Source organism: Reinekea forsetii, from assembly GCF_002795845.1.
Taxonomy (GTDB): Bacteria; Pseudomonadota; Gammaproteobacteria; order Pseudomonadales; family Natronospirillaceae; genus Reinekea; species Reinekea forsetii.
On record NZ_CP011797.1, the window covers coordinates 122,661 to 141,310 of the forward strand.

The 18,650-nt window shown below is 54.9% G+C and carries 14 protein-coding genes; all 14 read left to right on the top strand.

Annotation, left to right across the window (positions count from 1 at the left end; translation table 11 throughout):
- The first annotated feature begins 66 nt into the window (after nt 1-66).
- A complete protein-coding gene (locus tag REIFOR_RS00685; protein ID WP_100255731.1) occupies nt 67-3,585 on the top strand; it encodes a type VI secretion system protein in 3,519 nt (1,172 codons plus the stop codon).
- Nucleotides 3,586-3,588: 3 nt separating this feature from the next.
- Nucleotides 3,589-5,178 carry a type VI secretion system contractile sheath domain-containing protein gene (locus REIFOR_RS00690; RefSeq protein WP_100255732.1) on the top strand — a complete coding sequence of 530 codons (1,590 nt, stop codon included), beginning with the start codon at nt 3,589-3,591 and terminating at the stop codon, nt 5,176-5,178.
- A 37-nt stretch (nt 5,179-5,215) separates the two neighbouring features.
- Entirely contained in the window at nt 5,216-5,701 is a 486-nt protein-coding gene (locus tag REIFOR_RS00695; protein ID WP_100255733.1) for a type VI secretion system tube protein Hcp, read from the top strand.
- An 83-nt stretch (nt 5,702-5,784) separates the two neighbouring features.
- On the top strand, nt 5,785-6,240 hold the full coding sequence (locus tag REIFOR_RS00700) for a hypothetical protein (RefSeq protein WP_100255734.1): 456 nt from the start codon (nt 5,785-5,787) through the stop codon (nt 6,238-6,240).
- 11 nt (nt 6,241-6,251) lie between these two features.
- On the top strand, nt 6,252-7,904 hold the full coding sequence (locus tag REIFOR_RS00705; protein WP_100255735.1) for a type VI secretion system baseplate subunit TssF: 1,653 nt from the start codon (nt 6,252-6,254) through the stop codon (nt 7,902-7,904).
- Complete coding sequence (locus tag REIFOR_RS00710; RefSeq protein ID WP_100255736.1) at nt 7,901-8,680, top strand: type VI secretion system baseplate subunit TssG; 780 nt, start codon at nt 7,901-7,903, stop codon at nt 8,678-8,680. Before REIFOR_RS00705 ends, REIFOR_RS00710 begins: the two co-directional genes overlap by 4 nt.
- A gap of 85 nt (nt 8,681-8,765) precedes the next feature.
- A complete protein-coding gene (locus REIFOR_RS00715) occupies nt 8,766-10,097 on the top strand; it encodes a TAXI family TRAP transporter solute-binding subunit (RefSeq protein WP_100255737.1) in 1,332 nt (443 codons plus the stop codon).
- Nucleotides 10,098-10,152: 55 nt separating this feature from the next.
- Nucleotides 10,153-11,970, top strand: coding sequence for a DUF2169 family type VI secretion system accessory protein (locus tag REIFOR_RS00720; protein WP_100255738.1), 1,818 nt, complete (start codon nt 10,153-10,155; stop codon nt 11,968-11,970).
- A 52-nt stretch (nt 11,971-12,022) separates the two neighbouring features.
- Nucleotides 12,023-13,330: a hypothetical protein gene (locus tag REIFOR_RS00725; protein ID WP_100255739.1), complete on the top strand. Its 1,308-nt coding sequence runs from the start codon at nt 12,023-12,025 to the stop codon at nt 13,328-13,330.
- Nucleotides 13,327-15,522: a hypothetical protein gene (locus REIFOR_RS00730; RefSeq protein ID WP_100255740.1), complete on the top strand. Its 2,196-nt coding sequence runs from the start codon at nt 13,327-13,329 to the stop codon at nt 15,520-15,522. Before REIFOR_RS00725 ends, REIFOR_RS00730 begins: the two co-directional genes overlap by 4 nt.
- Before the next feature lie 10 nt (nt 15,523-15,532).
- Complete coding sequence (locus REIFOR_RS00735; RefSeq protein ID WP_100255741.1) at nt 15,533-16,099, top strand: hypothetical protein; 567 nt, start codon at nt 15,533-15,535, stop codon at nt 16,097-16,099.
- 4 nt (nt 16,100-16,103) lie between these two features.
- Nucleotides 16,104-17,075, top strand: a complete 972-nt coding sequence (locus tag REIFOR_RS16735; protein WP_145980198.1) for a pentapeptide repeat-containing protein — start codon at nt 16,104-16,106, stop codon at nt 17,073-17,075.
- Complete coding sequence (locus REIFOR_RS00750; RefSeq protein WP_158524251.1) at nt 17,072-18,202, top strand: pentapeptide repeat-containing protein; 1,131 nt, start codon at nt 17,072-17,074, stop codon at nt 18,200-18,202. The genes REIFOR_RS16735 and REIFOR_RS00750 overlap by 4 nt, the downstream gene beginning before the upstream one ends.
- A 40-nt stretch (nt 18,203-18,242) precedes the next feature.
- The gene (locus tag REIFOR_RS00755; RefSeq protein WP_100255743.1) at nt 18,243-18,650 is read left to right on the top strand and encodes a DUF4150 domain-containing protein; all 408 of its coding nucleotides are present in this window, start codon (nt 18,243-18,245) and stop codon (nt 18,648-18,650) included.

Below are 18,650 nucleotides of genomic sequence, written 5' to 3' on the forward strand. Positions count from 1 at the left end.
TACAACAGGCCTGCTGCGGCAGGGTTTTTGACGGCTAAACAGACAAAAAAACAGGAAACAAACTCCATGAGAATGGTGCTGAAAATATTTTATCTGGTCCTGATCTGGGGTGTGGTTACCGCCATCTGTCTGGGGGCCAGTTACGTCATCAATGGTGAGAATATGCAGCCGGGCTTCGGCTGGGCCGGCCTTATCTTTGCCCTATGGCTGAGCTGGCGCCTGTTGCGCTGGATGTTTATCCGCTATAAAGCGCGCTCCCGTGCCATGCATCTGGCGAATTTTGAGCCGGCCGTCGTCGGCGAGAGTACGAGTTTTTGGTCGAAACTGGCAACGAGTTGGGTCAAGCCTGGGGTCGACCAGCGCCTGCACGCCGTGCTGCGGTTCTTGTCCAGCAGTCGCTTAGCGCGCAATCAAAATCCCAAATACGCGCTGCCTTGGTTTGTCGTCGTGGGTACCCCGGCCGCGGCCATAGAGGCCACCCTTGCAGCGGCCAATGTCGGCAAGCCGAGTGTGGATCAGAGCGACTTTAACAGCCCCGATTTCGAAACCCGCTGGTGGTTAACCAACCAGGCGGTATTGATTTCCACCTCGACCTCCTTAACCAGCAGCGCCCCTCAGCTGGACGAGTGGTTGCGCCTGTTGCGCCTGTTGCGAACTCAACGGCCGGCCAACCCGGTTAACGGTTTTGTCGTGGCCCTGTCGATCAGTGAATTGATAAACCGTTCTGCCGATGAGCTGGGCGAGCTGGGCGAGCTGTATCGCAAACGAATCGACGAGGCCATGAGTCTTACTGGTGTCAAGATGCCCGTCTATATACAGCTGACGGGCGCTGAACAGCTGCCGGGCATGGCGGTCTTGATCGACCTGATGAGTGACGCCGAACGTGATCAATTTTTTGGGGTCTTGAATCGAGATGGCATCGGCAGCGACGAATTTATGGGTCAGTTTATCGACCATGTCACGGAGACCATTCAGAAGCGTTCTCTGACCTACTTGCTGCAACATGAATCGGCACATTCGTTAATTGAGCTGCCGTCGACGCTGCGCGGTTATTCAAGCAAGCTGTCGGCTTTCGTCAATGGCTGCTTCCAGGTCAGTGCGTTCCAAAACACCCCAGACATCCGCGGCATCTGCCTGAGCGCACAGATAACCACTGAGGACGGTTACACCAAGCCGGCTTTTGTTAAGGTTTTTCTCGAACAGATTCTCGCCGCCGAAAATCGATTAGCGGGCATCTTGCCCGAGGCCGAGCAACGTCAACGGCAAATGCGTAACGGCCTGTTTGGCGGCTACCTAATGGTCTTGGCACTGGTGCTGGGTCTGCTCGGCTATAGCTACGTCGGTCATCGAAACTTTGTCGGTGACCTGCGGGAGCAATATGCTGGCACATTGGTTGAGCGCCAAGACGCGTTCTTAAACATCAATATCTTTTATCGCCTGCAGACGGTGATTAACGCCCTGGATGGTCGTATCTGGTTTCCCTGGATCACCCACAATCGTTTCGTTGCAGACGTGAAGATGAACTTCGTCAGTCGCAGTGACGTGGCATTGCTGGTTCGGTTGGAAAGCGATCTGAAGATCAAGGCGACCGAGGAGCTGCTCGTCGGTCGTGATATCAAGCTAATGGGTCAGTTTGTTAATACGCTGATCGATCAGATTAATTGGCTTGAGGCCTACACCAGCGGGACGCGCGGCAAGGAACTGACGGCTCTGGCGCCGCCCTATTCGCTGACGTTCCCAACTCTGCCGGACTTTGTCGATCAGGAGCAGGTCGATCGATTAAATAGCGTGTACCGTGCCCACCTTGACTGGAGTGGTGACGGCGAGCTGGTGACCCAAGATCTCGAAGCCAAGCGCGAACTGTTGGAGCAAATCTTGGTGGAATTCCCCGGGCAGTTCTCGTGGATGATCGAATGGGCCAACAAGGTCGCCTATGGCGACCGGGTGCAGCTCAAGAATTATTGGCGCGGAGGCGCAACCCTGGTAAAAAAGCATGAAGTCCCGGGCGCCTATACTGTCGGTGGCAAAGCAGCCATTGACGCGCTCTTGGACAGCATGGAACAGATCAGTGGCATTGGCTTCGACGACTTAGGCGACCGCGTTGCCTTGCCTGAGGATGCACCGGCTTACCTGGTTGAATTGCGCCTGTTTCGCGAGGACTATTACAGTGAGTATTTAAAGCAGTGGGAAGACTTCCTGATCAACTTTGGCGACGGGGCTCAGGTGCTGGCTAACCAGGATGATTGGCAGGGTTTTGTCGAAAATTTACGCAATGCTAAGAACCCGTTCTTTTTAGTGCTGACCGAGGCCAACAATCAACTGATCGATTTCATCGGCACCGAGCGCGAGCCGGACTGGTTGTATCTGATCGACTATTACAATCAGGTGCTGGCCCTGCTGGGCCAAACGGCTCCGGGGGGTGGCGCCGACAACAAGGCCGCGACCAAAACCGCGATCAAGCTGATCAGTAAGCTGGGCTCGGGCGGCAAGGCCATCGCTAAGATGGCGAAAACCGTGCAGAAAACCCAGAAATCACTCGACAGCGGCGGTGGCGCGGGCCCTTCACCGACCGAGATGCAATTGGCCATGGCTGACGTGTCCGATATGGTTCTGCTCTATCAGCAAGGCCTGAGCGATATTGTCGCCAATTCCTCAAAGCGCTTGGTGTCTCTGGCGGCCATGCGGGAAAATTTTCTCGCGCCGCGCAACCCCGGTGGTGGCACTACCGCCTATGCTCAGGCCTGGAAAGCGGTCTCGGCCATTGAAACCCAGCTCGGGCGGGAAAAGGCCAGCACCAAAGCTTTTTGGCGAATTTTTAAAGGATCGGTGGTTGCCAGTCAGCGTTATCTGATGCAAGAAGCGACCTGTGCTGTGCAGGAACAATGGCAGAATCAATACTTGGCCAACCTCGATGGCGTGCCGCTTACCAGCGTGCCCAATCTAGCCTATGTCGAGGAGGGCCTATTGTGGGCATTTCACGATGCGGTCTTGGCGCCCTTTGTAAAAAAAGGCAATGGCGTATTCAGCGCCAAGAAGCTTGAAAATGCCTCGTTGGCACTCACCCCAACGCTCTATCAGTATCTCAACAATGGTTCGGCCTATCGATTTAATAATAAGCCGTTTTATCAAGTCTTTATCGATGCTAAGCCGATCTCGGTCAATATCAACGCGACCCTGTTGCCGCATGAAAGCAAATTGACGCTGGTGTGCCCGGAACGCGAGTATTTGCTGCGTAACAATAACTTCCCAATCAGTCAGATGATGCAGTGGAGCGATACCTGTCAGAGCTTTGAATTGAGTATCGCCGTGGGCCGTTATGTGGTGAAGAAACAATACCCCGGCGCGCTTGGCTTTGCGCGCTTTGTGCAAGAATTTAAAGATGGCACCACGCGCCTACCCATAGCGCAGTTTCCAGAATTTGAAGATCGGCTCGCGGCCTTAGGTATCCGATATTTCGACCTCAATTTCCGCTTTAAGCAACATATGCCGATGCTCAATCGGTTGGCCACCAGTCAGCTGGCCACGCCGCCGATCGTCGCTGACTGTTGGGATCTAAGTACCACCACCCTAGCCATGGAGCTCTAAGCCATGGCCCTAACGCCGCTGTTTAAAAGTGCCAATATGCCGACTGGGATGAGCGCGGTACGTGCCCTGGTGGTGGGCCAATTGGGTCATCGGCTGTGGCAAAAGATGGATATCGACATTGCCAATTTTGATCAGGTTATTGAGCGCATGGCGCCGCAAGTGGATCTGCGTCTCGCCGATGGTGATCGAGTTGAGCTGCGCTTCAAGCGCTTGGTGGATTTTCAACCGACTCAATTGCTGACCTGCAGCGCATACTTCATCGCCCTGCAAGCGGCGATGCAGGCCCTGCGCCAACAGGCGAGCGGAACGACCGAGTTCGCTGATTTCGCCAGCCTAGCGCCCTGGGTCAGTTGGCACGAGCAGGACCGGCCCAACAGCGAGCAACTGTGGCTGCGCTACAACGAGTTGCGTGCCCTGCTGGAACAGAGCGTGGCCGAGGTGCTAGCGCATCCTGACTATCAGCTGTTGGAACGCAATTGGACCCTAGTGCATCAGCTTGTCAGTAATCTCAAGGCCGATCAGGTTCAGGCCGACCGCAGTGAGCCCCACTATCGCATCACCTTGCTTAACCTGAGCAAGGCCGAGCTGGTTGAAGATCAGAGCAGCGTGTCCAATCCGCGGGACAGCCAATTCTATGCCCTAGTTTACGGCGATGAACTTGGGCAGTTCGGCGGCGTCCCCTATCATCTAGCCAGCTTTCAATTTGACCTTAGCGACCGTCCCGCAGACCTGGAATTGTTGGCCGCACTCGCCGTGACCGCGGCCGCAGCGCAATGTGTGCTGAGTGTCGCCATAGCGCCAAGGCTCTATCTGGACGCGACGCTAGCCGATGAGCCTTTGAGTCAACCGCGCTTTTACGCATGGCGGGCGTTGATGGAGTCACCCCACAGCCGCTATCTGCTCTTATCGGCCGGGCAGTATGCCTACCGCGCCGCGCACCGTTATCAAACGCTTGCCTCGGGTATCGGTTTTGCCGAGTCCTTGCCGACGACCCATTGGGCTCACCTGCACATCTGGCATATCTACGAGTTTGCCCGTTCGCAACTGCGGGTCGGTACCGCCTTGGCCAGTGCCGAGCCGTGCGACCTGCGGCCGTTGCAAATGCGCTCTTGGCCTGCCGATGCCAGTCGGCGCGTGGATGAACGACTGAGCCCAGAGCGGCAACAGATTCTCGCCGATCTGGGCATTAACAGTTGTCTGAGTAACCAACAACGTATGGCCTTCGCGCCCCGTTTCCAAATGCGCGCCGGGCTGGCATCGCTCGGCCCAGAATACTCCGTGGCCCAGCAGGATTTACACAGCGAGCTGCTGCTGCTGCAAAACCAGTTTGCCCGCCACCTCAAGGTGCTAATCCGGGAAGGGTTGGGCCACGGCAGTCCGGATGAAATAAAACAGATGGCCCAGAAATGGCTGCAGCCCTTCGTGCAGAGTCCGGGCTTGGTTAGTCGCTCGCAGTGGCAACGGCAACCGCTTGAATCGGTCCAGCTGGACTGGCACAGCGACGCTCAGGGTGGGCAGTTATTGAATATTGCGCTGCGCGCCCGCTTACCCGATTACGACCGGGCAGTCGATTTGGTGCTGCAATGGAACTGAATAAAATCCATGACCCTATTTGTATAAGGACGTCGAGATGGCAGGTTTATTAAACATCAGTTCGAGCAGTGGCCCGGTGGTCGAAAACAATGTGCTGTTCGATATGCGGCATGGTTTGGGTTTGGGTGGTATTCAGACCGACGCGCGTGGCTGGGTAACGGTCAATGATGCCTTCTCGGCGAGCAATCAGACTCTGCGTCATCAGACCTTACAGCTAGTGCGTGCCGTGGATGCTTTCACGCCCCGGCTGATGTCGGCCTTGACCAACTATGAGTTGTTTCCCAAGGTCGAGGTGGTCTGGCACTGGGTTAATAAGGAAACCGACGCCGTTGAATACGATTATCGTATCGTGCTCGACGATGCCCAGCTGATCTATGCCGCCCCGTGGGACTTTATCTCCGACGATGGCATCTTGAAGGAATTGTTAACCTTCAGTTATCGAGAGATTTCCTGGAAATATCTCGGTCCAGAACCCGGAACTGGGGACTTTATCAGCGAAGCCAGTTCGGAAGGTTTCTTCTAAGATGGTCATTTACCTCGGTCATCGTGCGCGCTTGGCCACATTACTGCGCGGTGCATTGGCACCCATCATTAGGAGACGCTGCCGTGCGCCTGCTTGAACGCATGCTCCAAGCCAAACCGGCCAAGCTGGGTTTTCGCCATAAGAGCCAAAGCCATGCCGAGCAACACCAGGCGTCGGTTCTAGAGTATCTTGAGCAGAGTCTGAACCACCGCCTGCAACCGGGTGCTGGCGAGTACGGTCGGGCATACCAACAGTGGTTTCCGGCGTTGAATCGCCTGACCGACGAACAAAGTTGGCCGGATCTATGCGCTTACTTAGCGCATATGGAACCGCGTATTCAGCACCTGTCGATTCGGGCCTTTCGGGACAGCGAAGGCAGCCAAGTAGTGCAGGACTTTGTGCGCAACCGGGAGCAGAATCGACAACCGGACTTGGTTTTTGTACTGCATTTTGAACTCATTGCCGACCCCGCAACGCCGCATGAGCGGGCGGTGTTAAAATTGAGCAATGGAAAAATTCACCTCGCCTTAATGGGGTAGGTTATCAGTCCATGTTGAAAGAGCATTACGAAAAAATATTGCAGCAGTTGCGGAACGATGCAGCCTATTTAGCGCAACGTTACCCGGATCTGGCCGTCAATTTGCAGCGCGACAACACCGATCCCGATGTTGCCCGCCTGCTCGAAGGCGTCGCACTCGTGGCCGCCCGACAGGCCGAACAGATGGCCGAAGATCGGGACGAGCAGGCTCAGGGCTGGTTGCAGGCCATCGCGCCGGAACTGCTCCTGCCGCTGCCGGCTATGGTCTTGGCACAAGCCGAGGTGGGTGCCGACACGCAGACCGTTACCGCCGGTACCGCCTTCGTTTCGGGCAGCCAGGACGGATCTGTGCATTGGCAGGTCGCGCACGATTGTACTCTCCTGCCACTGGTGTTGACCGACCTGGAGCAGACTGGGCAGGCATTGAGCCTTCAGTTCACCGTCCAGGGCGATCTTGCAGCGCCGATTCAACCGATTCGCGTTCAACTGGTGGGTGACCTGCACGACAGCCAGACCCTCGCCTATCATCTGGCTACTGGTGTCGATGGCTGGGAATTATCATACGCTGATCAGCGCCTGCCGCTGCCGGCCAGTGCCTGGCAACCGGCCTATCAGGTGGCCGACGGCAGTTGGCTGGCCGCGGTCGATAACCGGGTGCAAACGAGCCGACCGCGTTGGCTGCAAGAATGTTGGTGTTTACCCGAGCGCATCTTGGCGTTCGATCTTGATCTAAGCCCGGCCCTAGAACAACGTGCTCTGACGGCCGGCGAGACATTCCGGATTCATTTCAGCCTGCGCGAAATACTGCCGCAACAGGTTGAGCTGAGCCAGCTGGCCCTTAACGTATTGCCATTGATTAACCTGCAGCCGAGTGCGCTGCTGCCCTTTACCCGCCAGCTAGAGCAAAGCCTATATCAGCTTGCACTGGCAGACGAACGCCTATCTGTGCAGCAGCTGGTCGCGATTGTCTCGGTCAATGAGCAGCTGGCCCAGGGTGAGCGTCATGATTATTATCCGATCGCCGAGGTGGCGCATCGAGGGGCTCAGGATGGCGTTTATCAGCTGCTGCGGCAGACGCGTCAACCCCAAGTCCAGATGCGATTGGATCGACCGGCGTCGAGCGCTGGACTGGTGATGATCGAATGCTTAACACACCAGGGCGACGCGGCCAGTCGGTCCTCGACCGGCGCCACCCTGAGCGGGCCAATAAGTGGCCATCTGGTCTGTAGCCCGAGCCAATGGATCGCGGCACCGGATCAGCAACAGGCGCAGTGGCAAATGTTGCACGCGCAGCAGAGCGCGCAGCAACGCGGCGATTTGGCGGCCCTAGTCGATCAGTTGCGGGGTCTGTTGCCGCCCGAAGACAGTCACTTCGACGAACGCCGTCGGCTCATGCGTTCAGTCGATGCGCTGCTCAGCTTGAGCGTCAGCGCTACGACGATAACGCGCGGCACCAGTATTATTCTCGGCCAAGAAGTAACCCTGAGGTTAGAGCGCAGCGCGTTTCGAAGTGATGCCGATTGTTGGCAATTTTGCTTATTAATCTGGCAAATGCTGCGCGGGCGATTGGCCATTAACAGCGTTATGGCGTTGCGCGTACAGAATGAAAAACAGCAGGATCTACTCTATTGGCCAGCGGCCAGTGGCACCCGGGCGGTAATATGATAACCGATACTCCGCTTCAGGCGGATGCGCTGATCCAGCGCAGCGCATCCGCCAGCGCCGAGTTTGGCCCACTGCTGCCTGGCTTCTATGGCGCGGCGGTCGAATCCGATGAGCAGGGGCCCATACCGGCCCTCTTGGCGTTATTGTTAATGCCCTTGCAAGCACAGGCCGTGGCGATGAGCGATCATTACCAGCCGGTACTGCAACAGGCCCGCCATGGCCACAACAGCTTTGCCAGCTTTCTGCATTCGGATGCCTTAGCCGATCTGACTGAGCCGAGTCGGGGCTTACTTAGCGCTAGCCAATGGGTGCAGGTCAAGCGTCTGTTTGGCGACGCCACCGGCAGTTGGCAGGGCGCGCTTGCGCTCCTGGCCTGTCTGTTTCCGGGTAAGACCATTAAGCTGATCGAGGGCGTGGTACTGGAGCGCTATCTGCCCAGTCAACAGATGACCGGTCTGCTCGGTGGCAATGCCTTAGGGGGCGACTCGGTGCTGGGTTATAAACTGCAAGACCGGATGAACGGTTGTCGCTTCACGCTCGCCACCTTCAGTGCCGAGGATCTGCAGCGCTATACCCATGACGACTATCTGACCCTGACCCGGATCCTGCTGAAGCGCTATATTGGCCAACCACTGGCCATCAAGCTGCATCTGCACCTGGCCCGCGATGCGCAAAAAAATACCGCGTTGGGTGAGCCAATGAAGGCCATGTTGGGTGTAAAAACCTGGCTCGCCGCGGCCGAACAGCACGACAAAGAAATTGTGATTGAACTATGACATTGACCGCGACACCGGGCGCAGTCCGAACCCCTTTTTCCACACGCCACTCAGTCCGCGAGTTGCGTTACACAGAGAACCGCCTATGAACTGGTATCGTTTTAAAGAAGCATTTAACTGGATTGTCATTGGCCTAATCGCGACGGCGATCTTGCTGTGGGCTTGGCAGCAGGAACAGGACAAGGAAACCATCGTGATCGCGACGGCATCCAAGGGCGGCTATTATTACGAATTTGGTAAACACCTTGAGTCGGAATTAAAGCGCATCGCCGGCGATCGGTATGTCATCGAAATTCTATCGACCAGCGGCTCAGTCAATAACAGCGAGCTGTTGCGCAAGGGTGCGGTTGATGTCGGCATTTTAGCAATTGGTTCGGTCTCATTGCAGAACCTGAGCATCGTGGCCCCCTTGTGGAAAGACTATTCCCATATAGTGGTGCGCAAGGACAGCAACGCCAACTCCGTGCAGGAATTCGAAGGTAAGCCCTTTATCCTCGGCGTGCAGGGCTCCGGCTACCGCACCCAGGCTAAGCAGCTGATGGAGTTTTTCAGCGTAGACGATGAAACCATGGTCGGGAACGATCTCTATTTTAAGGAATTGTTAAACAATCCCGCTATCGAAGGGGCCATCGTGACTACCGGCCTATTGAATCCGGATCTACGCGATGTTTTGTTTAGCGGCCAGTATAAGCTGATGCCGGTTACACCGGCAGAGGGCTTTGCCTTCAACCATATCTTTCACAGTAAGGACTTTATTCCGGCCGGAGTGTACCCCTCGATCAATGGCCCCTTACCCGCTCAAGCGGTGCCCACGATCAGCACCATGGCCGTGTTGGCCGCGAGTCGAAATATTAGCGATGACAAGGTCGCTATCATTCTGGAGGCGCTCAATACCAGTGACTTACGCGCCAAGGCGCCGGTGCTGCTCGACGTCAACCCGACCAACGATCCAATCTTACGGCTGCTGAATCTGCATCCGATCAGTGCCAAATACTATGATCCAAACTTTGGCTTGAATATCTTTTCCGATGCGGTGACCGGGCTCGAGAGTCTGAAAGAATTAATCTTGTTGATGCTGCTGCTGTCCCTCGCGCTGCTCTATAAACTGCGCGATAAGCGAATTAAAAAGGCGCTCAGCCAACAAAATCGCATTGCCAAGGAACTCTTTGCCACCTTTGAAGAACTGTTGAAAATCGAACGCACGCTGAAGGAAATCAGTGACGTTCGACTCTTAAAGCAATATGAATTCCAGGTACTTAATCATAAGAAACGCACGGTAGAAATCGCCAAGGCGGGTGGCTTGGAAATTAACGATGTGTACATGAGTGTTATCAACGAATGCAATGAGCTTTCGGCCCAAATCGGTCACCGTCTGCGCAGCCATCAACAGAAGACACAGAACCAGACCGACAGCTAGCTAACGGTGGCCCGGGCCGCCCAACCGTCTACCGTGAGCGAGGGCCAATTAAGCCATGCGTGTTATTAAGCCTTTAGAACTGAGTGTGCAGATTCGGCCGTTCGAGTTCAGCCGGCAGAAGATGTTGGCTATCGGCGTGCATTTGGCGCAGCCCTTCGATGCTCGACGGGCACTGTTTAGCGAACAGGATCTGTGGACCTTGGCGGCGCAATATCTGAGCGAATGGGATGTCTATGATGAGGGCATGCCTAAGCCCGTCGGTGAGTATCTGGTCTATGGCAGCTATTATGGCTCGGTCCCGATGGCGGCCGACCACGTTCAGGTTCAGGTCGGTTCGCTGAGCAAAACCCTCAAGGTGATTGGCCGTCGGCAGTGGCGCATCAGTATCGGCAGTACCAATGCGGAGGCCTTGAGTACCTTGCCGATCCGTTACGATGTCGCCTATGGCGGAGCGCAGATTAAAGCCAACCCAGTCGGCATCGGCGCCGATGCACTTTTATTGCCGCAGATTGAGCACCCGGATGATCCCTTCAGTCATCCGAACCAGCCGATTGTGTCGGCCGGTTTCACCGCGCGCAATATTCTCTGGTCGCCCCGGCAGGAGAAATGGGGCACCTACAGCGGCCGCTGGCAAGAAACCGATGCGCCGGGTTTTGCCAAGGATATCGATTGGACGATCTTTAACTTGGCGCCGGAAGATCAATGGCTTAAGGCCGGCTTCTGGCAGGGCGGTGAGCCCTTTAAAGTGCGCAACATGCATCCGCAGCAGCCTATACTCGAAGGCCAACTGGGACAGTGGCGGATACGGTTGTTCGTGTTAAAAGCCGAACAGCTGTTTGAGTTGACGGCTAAATTTGAAACCTGTTGGTTGTTCCCCACCGAACAGGTGCAAACCGGCTGCTATCGCGCTCAATGTACGACGGACACCTTCGATGGATCGGAAATCAACGCCCTGCTGGTGGCCTATGAAGACCCCTTGGGGCCTGAGAAAACGGTTCAACACTATGCCGACGCCCTCACCCGCCGTCTGGCACCAGAGGGCGATATAGAGGATCCGGATGACCTAGCCCTGCGGCCCAATGGCGAGCCGCTGAGCGTCTTGCATCCACCGGAACCGAGTCGCGTGCCCGAGGTGGTCTTACCGGGCGCGGGCGCCGGCATCGGCTTGGGTGCCTTGGCGGCGTTGGCTAAAATGAAAGGCGGTAAGAGTGGCGCTGAGGCCGAAGCGGCGGTGGCCGCGGAGGCCAAGGTGGATGACGCGTCAGCGACCGAACTGAGTGTCGGCACCGCGGCGCCAGCCGACGGGGCTGTCCCGGCCAATGTTGAAAACAATGCCCAGGCGCCGGCAAGCGAAACCGACGCGGCGCCGGAGTCGCGCCCGGAAGACCCGGCCGTCGCCGAAGCCATGGCCGACCTGGATGCCTTGATGGAATTGATGGCCGACCAGATCGCCAGTGCTAATGCGCTGATGATGAAAAACCGCCATGCAATGGGTCTAACGGATGAACTGATGGCCGGCCTGAGCGACGAGGGTGGCATCGATGCATTGCTAAAAGAAGTCTTGCCGGCCGGCTCGCCGACGGCCGACGTGATCAACGACCCCTCGGCCCTGCAGGAACTGCTCGCCGAGCCGGCGCGGATGATGGAGGCAGCCCAGGAGGCCGGTCTAAATGCCGGCGCCCTGGCTGAGCACAAGGAACTGATTGAAGCCATCTTACAGGGCACAGCGACACCCGAGGATGTCGAAGCGTTGCTGGAAAAAATACCACTGGAAACGGCGGCCAAGATGATGGCTGAGGCGAACCTCGAAAGTGGACTCGATCCGGCCATCTTAACGGCCATTAAAAAAGCCACCGGATATAAATCGAATTAGTCAGCCCGGAAAATGAAATAGACTAATTTACCTGAGTACAGGAAGCTTATAGATGAGTGTTGATGTTACCTTTACCGTTGCCGGCGAAGCCTATTACGTGATTGCGATCACCAATAGCCGCGATGCGGTGAACGAGTTTTTTGCCTTCGATATCGATATCCGTCATGCCGACGAACTCAAGCTGTTGGCCTGTCAGGTAAGGAATGCCGCGACCCTATTGATCGGTGACCTTACCTACGAATGTGAAATAGTTGCCCGGCATTACACCCTCATTACCGATGTCCAGGCCGGCGGTGAATCGGGTCGGCAGCTGAAACTGGCCTTGCGCCCCTGGGGCTGGTCGCGCTTGAGCCACCAAGCGATGCGCGTCTTTGAAGTCGGTGATGCCCAAGACCCTCTCAATATCGGTTTTGCGGCGGTGCCGACCCTGGCAGAACTGACCCGCTTGCTCAACCAAAGTGCCATTGGTGAAGACAGCGGTTTTGTCGATTCGGCGGCCGATACCAAGCTGGGCGTGTTTCGCATCGACTGGTGGCAGAACCAGCTTCTGGTGCAAATTCAGGAAACCAATGGCGAAGCTTTTACGCGTTTGGTCTGGAAGATGGGCGCATCATTTTTCTACCATGCCTCGCAGAGCGACCATATTTGGCTAACCGTGCCCGACCTGTTGCCGGTGCCGGTGCAACGTATTGTATTGACCGAAGATGACTTGTCCCAGCTGTCCAGCCACACTTACAGTGTGAATCGTTTTGCGCGCTGGTATCGAGATCAGTTTAGCCAAATCAATCATATGGCGAACGCCAGCGATACCATTGGTGTCAACCAAGCCAACCAACAAACCGCCTACCAGCAGGTTAAGCTGCAGTCTCATAAACCGTTGAGTTGTGACCAGGTATACGAATACACCCCAACTCGGCGCGGACATGAGAAAATGGTCTTTATTCCGCTGGAGGTCAGCCACAGCTACCATCATCGTACCGGCTATCATTGCACCGTCCTGGCACAAAGTACCTTGACCGATGACTATTTCGATCTGTCGGTGTTGGATGAAACACCGCCGCCCTTTTTAACGCCATTGATCGCCACCATTCACAGTGACAGCGATCAGCTGTCCGGCGATCGCGACAGTCAGATGCGCTATCGGGTGCGCTTTGATTTTGCCCTAACTATTGAACAAAAAATAGCTCACCCGAAAGCCTGGTTGTTTCGCTTGCGCCCGAGCTCGTCAAATAATGGCGCAGGTGCCTATGAGCCGATGCCAGTGGGCACCAAGGTAGTGATCCAGATGATCAATGGCGACCGTGAGCAAGCTGTGATTGCCAGTACCTTCTTAACCAAACATGGCAGGAGAACCGAATGACAACACTCACAGACGTTCAGGAGGCAGAACGAAAGGCCGACGCTGCAGAAGAGAACCTCTCTACCAGTGCGGCAGATCATGCCAGTCAAACCTATATTGCCCTAGGACAGACGGCGATTGATCTGCGTTTAGAGGCCAATACCTTAAGGACACAGTATCATACAGCCGCCGGCAATCTGTTCGATCTCGACGTAGAGGAAGCGTTTTACATTTCGTCCACATACGGAGACCTGCAACCTAGGCAGAGGGTATCAAAAACAAATTTGAGCAGTGTTGCATTGGCTGAAGCGCACTTTAACACCCAGGAGGGCGATCGTTACTATTGGTCCAGCGGCAACACCTACACCTTCGGCGGTGGCCATGACTATGCCTTCTGCAACAGTTATAGCGTAACCATGAGTGCCAAAACGACAGAAGATAATTCTAACTTCAAATCATGGGACGGTAGCTTCCCCTATGATATTTATAGTCCAAAAAAAGACGAAAAACCGGCTCTTCGAATGTCCTCCTACGAAACCGATTTTGCAGACCTACCGGACGCTTATAAGATTGATACTCCGATACCAGATTTTTTTATTCGTGAGCCTAACGATCAAGTTAATTTTGAGGACAATGGCGTAGGCAAAAACATTGGCCATACCTACGGCTACCAGCTGGGGGATACCTATGGCATCCAGCTCAGCAAGAACACCCACAATGTCACAGCCGTCGACAGGGCGCACAGCTTCGAATCGGTTGGAATTAGCGAAAACCACTCCCATGTGGGTATTGATGCAAATTTCGCTGCACATGGGCTTGATGTCGAGTTGGGTGTTAAAGCCATGGGTTTTGACTTCGGCCTAACCGGAATGGCCTTTGATATTGGCTATACCGGTGCCAGTTTTAACTATAGTTACAAGCTTGTCGACATCACTTATGAAAAATCAGTTAATTCGTACCAAATCCTCGATCGACCCGAGTTTCGCTTGTCAGATAAGAATATCCGTTTACTAACCACAACCAAGGCTGAAACGATAGCGGGGGAGACGATTGTTTTACAGGTGGAAGACCCCAAGTCGACCCTGATGTTGAAGCCCGCGACCATTCTGGGGCAAGATTCAGAAAGTCTCGGTGATCTGGTTTTTTTTCAGCGTCTCTGGAAATCTATATTTGGTAGCGCAAAGCTTATCGAAAAGGCTTTTGAAGATGTTTTAAAGGATACCAATTTTAATTCAGTCCGCGACGCGGATCATCTAGAAGGTCGATCAAGTAATTATAGTCGGCTCGATGTGGATTTGAATTCCGTTGGCGTAGCGTCCTACGACAGCCGCCCCGGCGGAACATTTGCAGAGTTGGTGGTGAATAGTGGGCGGTCGGTGATTGAGCTTAATATTCGCGATGCGTCATCAAAATTACGCCAAAATGTTAAAAATACAACCCAGTTGTTTGATATAACTAAGGGTATCTGTTACGTCACACATTTCGAAAATATGGATGCCAATTTTATTGGCAAAATGTGGGTCGCCAAAAGTGCCACCCTCGGTGATGACGCAGGAAAAGGTATTCAAAAGAACAGTGGTGGCATCTACGTACAAAAGATCAAAGACCACTATGCAACTTTGAATCTCGATGTCGAGGGTGATGTCATTGATCTGCGGATGCAAACAGGGCCTACTAAGTTTGCTGAACTTAAGTTGGATTCACAAGAGAATATAATTGATCTGCGCACGCAAGCAGGGTCTGATCATTTTTCCGAGCTCACATTAGATTCAAAAGAGAATATCATTGAGTTGTCTGCGCAAAAGGCCGCGAAAACCGGTGTTTTACAGCAGTTAGACGGAGCTAAAGGCACCTATAAGGTACTGATCAACGGCAACAGTTCGTCGTTCGAATTGGCCCAGAAAAAAGCAGCGTTAAAGGTGAAGGACGTTGATCTTAAATTTGCCAGCGGGAAGGCAGAGCTTACGGCTGCGAAAGGTATTGAGTTAGACAGCGCTAAAACCATTAAGCTTGCCGCGTCGACAAAAGTCGATGTGAATGGCAGTACGTTCACAAAATCGTCGGTAAAAATACCCTCAGGCAGTGTCTCGATTGGCAGTGCTGCATCGAATGTGAAGATAAGCAGCTCCGGTCTCACTGTGACAGGTGCTAAGGTGGGCTTTACTGCCAAGGCCATGTTGCAGCTTTCAGGCGGAATTATAAAATTAGGGTAAAACGAAATCTATGAAAAATTCAATTATTAGCACGCTATGGCTCCTGATCGGCACAATTAGCCTATCGGGCTGCGCCCTATTCGGCGGCGCCAGCCGAGTCCCGGTGAGTGACTACTTACGGCAACAGTTCTCCCTGCAAGAGGCCGAACTGAAACAGTTGCAGGTCTATGTCTCGAGTACCATTGTGCTCGAGCGGGTCACCGACAGCAGCGGTGCCGACATCGCCGCCGGTGAACTCAATGTGTTTGGCGAGCGACTCGAGCAGATTGTCATTAAACCCTCAACCCCGGGCATTATTTTGCAGGCCACCGAGACCTGGGCCAAGGTCAGTTTTTCCGAGGGTACCTGGCTGATCTTCGGCAGCTTTGCCGCCAGTCCGAACGACCCCTGGGGTGGCAAATACGCCCTCTATGCGCAGACCTGGGCCGGCGGCGTGGGCGAGTTGGAATTTAATGGCCTCAGCTATCGGGCGATTAAAACCAGCGGCCAAGCGGTGCTGGAAATTCGCCAAAAAGATTTAAACAGACGCGTGATCGAAAAAACCAAGTTAAGCGGCGTGCCGTTGGCAGCAGAATAGACCTATGGATATCGAAGCCCTATTGGCGTCCGGGCAGGTCGTCGGCTATCAATTGAACGAGCTCAGCTTGACCGGCGTGACACTCGACGGTGTCGACTTCAGCACCAGTCAATTGAGCCAGTGCCGCTTTAGCCAATGCACGTTTCGCGCCTGCCGGTTTAACGAGCTGGTGCTGCAGTCGTCGGTCTGGCTCGACTGTGTCTTCGAGCAGTGCCAATTTAACAACAGTCAATTTATTGAGGTTGAGCTGAGCAACAATCGCTGGCTCGATTGTCAGTTGGATGCCAGCGTATGGCAGCAGGTCACGGCCAACAACCTGCAGTTGGCGCGTTGCCAGGGCGAGGCGGCCAGTTGGGTCGAGTGCCAGTTCGAGCAGCTGCAGGTGAGCGATTGCGAACTGCCCCAATCGATCTGGGAAAACTGTGCGCTGCTGTCCTCAGGCTGGACCGGCACCACCCTGACCGGTGCTGATTTCCAAGCCTGTTTGCTCAATAACAGTTGCTTCGAACGCTCACCTGCCCAAGGCCTGACGCTAACCGAATGCACCCTGGACGACCTAGTGGTGAGCGACGCCAATTGGGCCAACCTGCGCTGCTACTGTTTTAGTCCGCAGCAGAACCTGCGCTTTGACACAGTGGATTTGAATTCTGCCAACTTTGCCGACACCGACCTGACCGCCTGCACCTTTTCCGCCTGTCTGTTCGAGGCGACTAACTTTATGGCGGCGACCCTGCTTAACTGCCAGCTAACTAAGTGCCAGGCAGCCAATGTCACCTGGCTCAATGCCCGACTGAGCAGCTGCGATCTGAGTAAGAACCTGCTGACGCAAAATATTTGGTTGGGCAGTCGGCTTGAACAGGTTAGCTTTCAAGGTAGCGATCTGTTCGAAAGCGACTTCCAGCACGCGACCTTTGTCGAATGCAACTTCAGTCGCGCGCACACATTGAACACCCTATTCGAGGACTGGCAACCGTGACCACCGAGCCAACTAAGCCTGAATCATCCGGGCCAGAGCCAGAGGCGCCCAGCGCGAACGATACCGCGGTTGAGATTGAACCGGGTCACTGGCTGACCGCCTATGTAAAGGACGGCCGCGAGTTCGACCGGGCCAGTTTTAAGGGCGTCGATCTGAGTGGTGTCGACCTGGCCGGCGGGATTTTTTTGGCCTGCGATTTTTCCGCTGCGCTGTTAGTGACCACCGACTGTCGGTATGCCAGCTTTGTTGACTGCGCTTTTCATCACGCCGATCTGACAAGTTTTCTGGCCCAAGGCGCGACGTTCGAGCGTTGCCAATTCCTCAATGTGCTTGCCACGGGCGCCGATTTCAGCGACTGCAATTTCGATAACTGTAAATTTGAGATGTTTAAAAGTACCGACAGTCTGTGGCTGGGCTCAAGCTTTGGTCAGTCGGCGCTGAGCCGTATCGACTGGCAACGGGCCGATCTGTCGCAGCAATCCTTTAGTCAATGCGCGTTGGCCGATTTAGATTGCGGCGCGGCCACCCTGATGCGCTGGACGATGAACGAGTCGACGCTCAGTCGCGTGCATGTGCAGGGCGCTTTCGGTCACGAGCAGTCATACTGGAAAAGCACCATCGACAGCATCAACTGGCATGAGGTGGCGATGATCGGCAGTCTGTTTATCGAGTGCTCCTTTCATGCCGTGAGCTTTGCCGATGCCGTCTTGAGTAAAAGCACCTTTAAAGCCTGTGGCCTGTATCGGGCTGATTTTCAGCGGGTAGTGGCCGATAACAGCGGCTTTAGCGACTGCGATCTGATCGGGGCCGACTTCAGCCACGCGCATTTGCCGCAGACGGTGTGGCAGGGCGCCAATGTCGAGCTGGCGAGCTTTAAACAAGCCTATTTGGATATGGCGATTATGGCTAACCTGCAGGCCAAGGGCGCTGACTTTACCGAGGCGCATTTGGTTTACGCCGATCTGTCCTTCGCCAATCTACACGACGCCCTGTTCCTCGACGCCAAGCTGGACGGCGCTGATCTATTTGCGCTGATCGACCACCAGACCGTCTGGTTGGGCGCCAATCGCGAAAAAGCCAAGGCGATCGATCCGAAGCGGGTTGCCGCACAAAAATTTAAACTTTAGATAGTACAAGGCGCCGTTTACGGCATCAAAGGAGAGGTCGATGTTTTTAAATTCCCAGATGGGCGCCATGAATATGGCCATGCCCGATGTCTGCAAGACGCCGGTACCACCGGCTGGCCCGGTCCCGATGCCCTACCCCAACTCGGCGCAAAGCACCATGGCCAACCCGAGTACGGCCTCCAAGAAGGTGATGGTCGCCAACGCACCGGCCCATTCGCTTAAAACCGTGGTGACCTTGAGCATGGGCGATAATGCCGGGGTCGCCGGCGGGGTCATGTCGAGCAAGATGATGGGCGAGTGCCGTCACAGTAAAGGCAGCATGAAGGTGATGATCGAAGGCCAGCCGGCAACCCGCCTGACCGACATGACCATGCAGAACGCCATGCCTGGCAATGGCGTGGGTGCCACCATTAAACCGGCGCAGACCAAAGTATTGGCGCCCTCATGA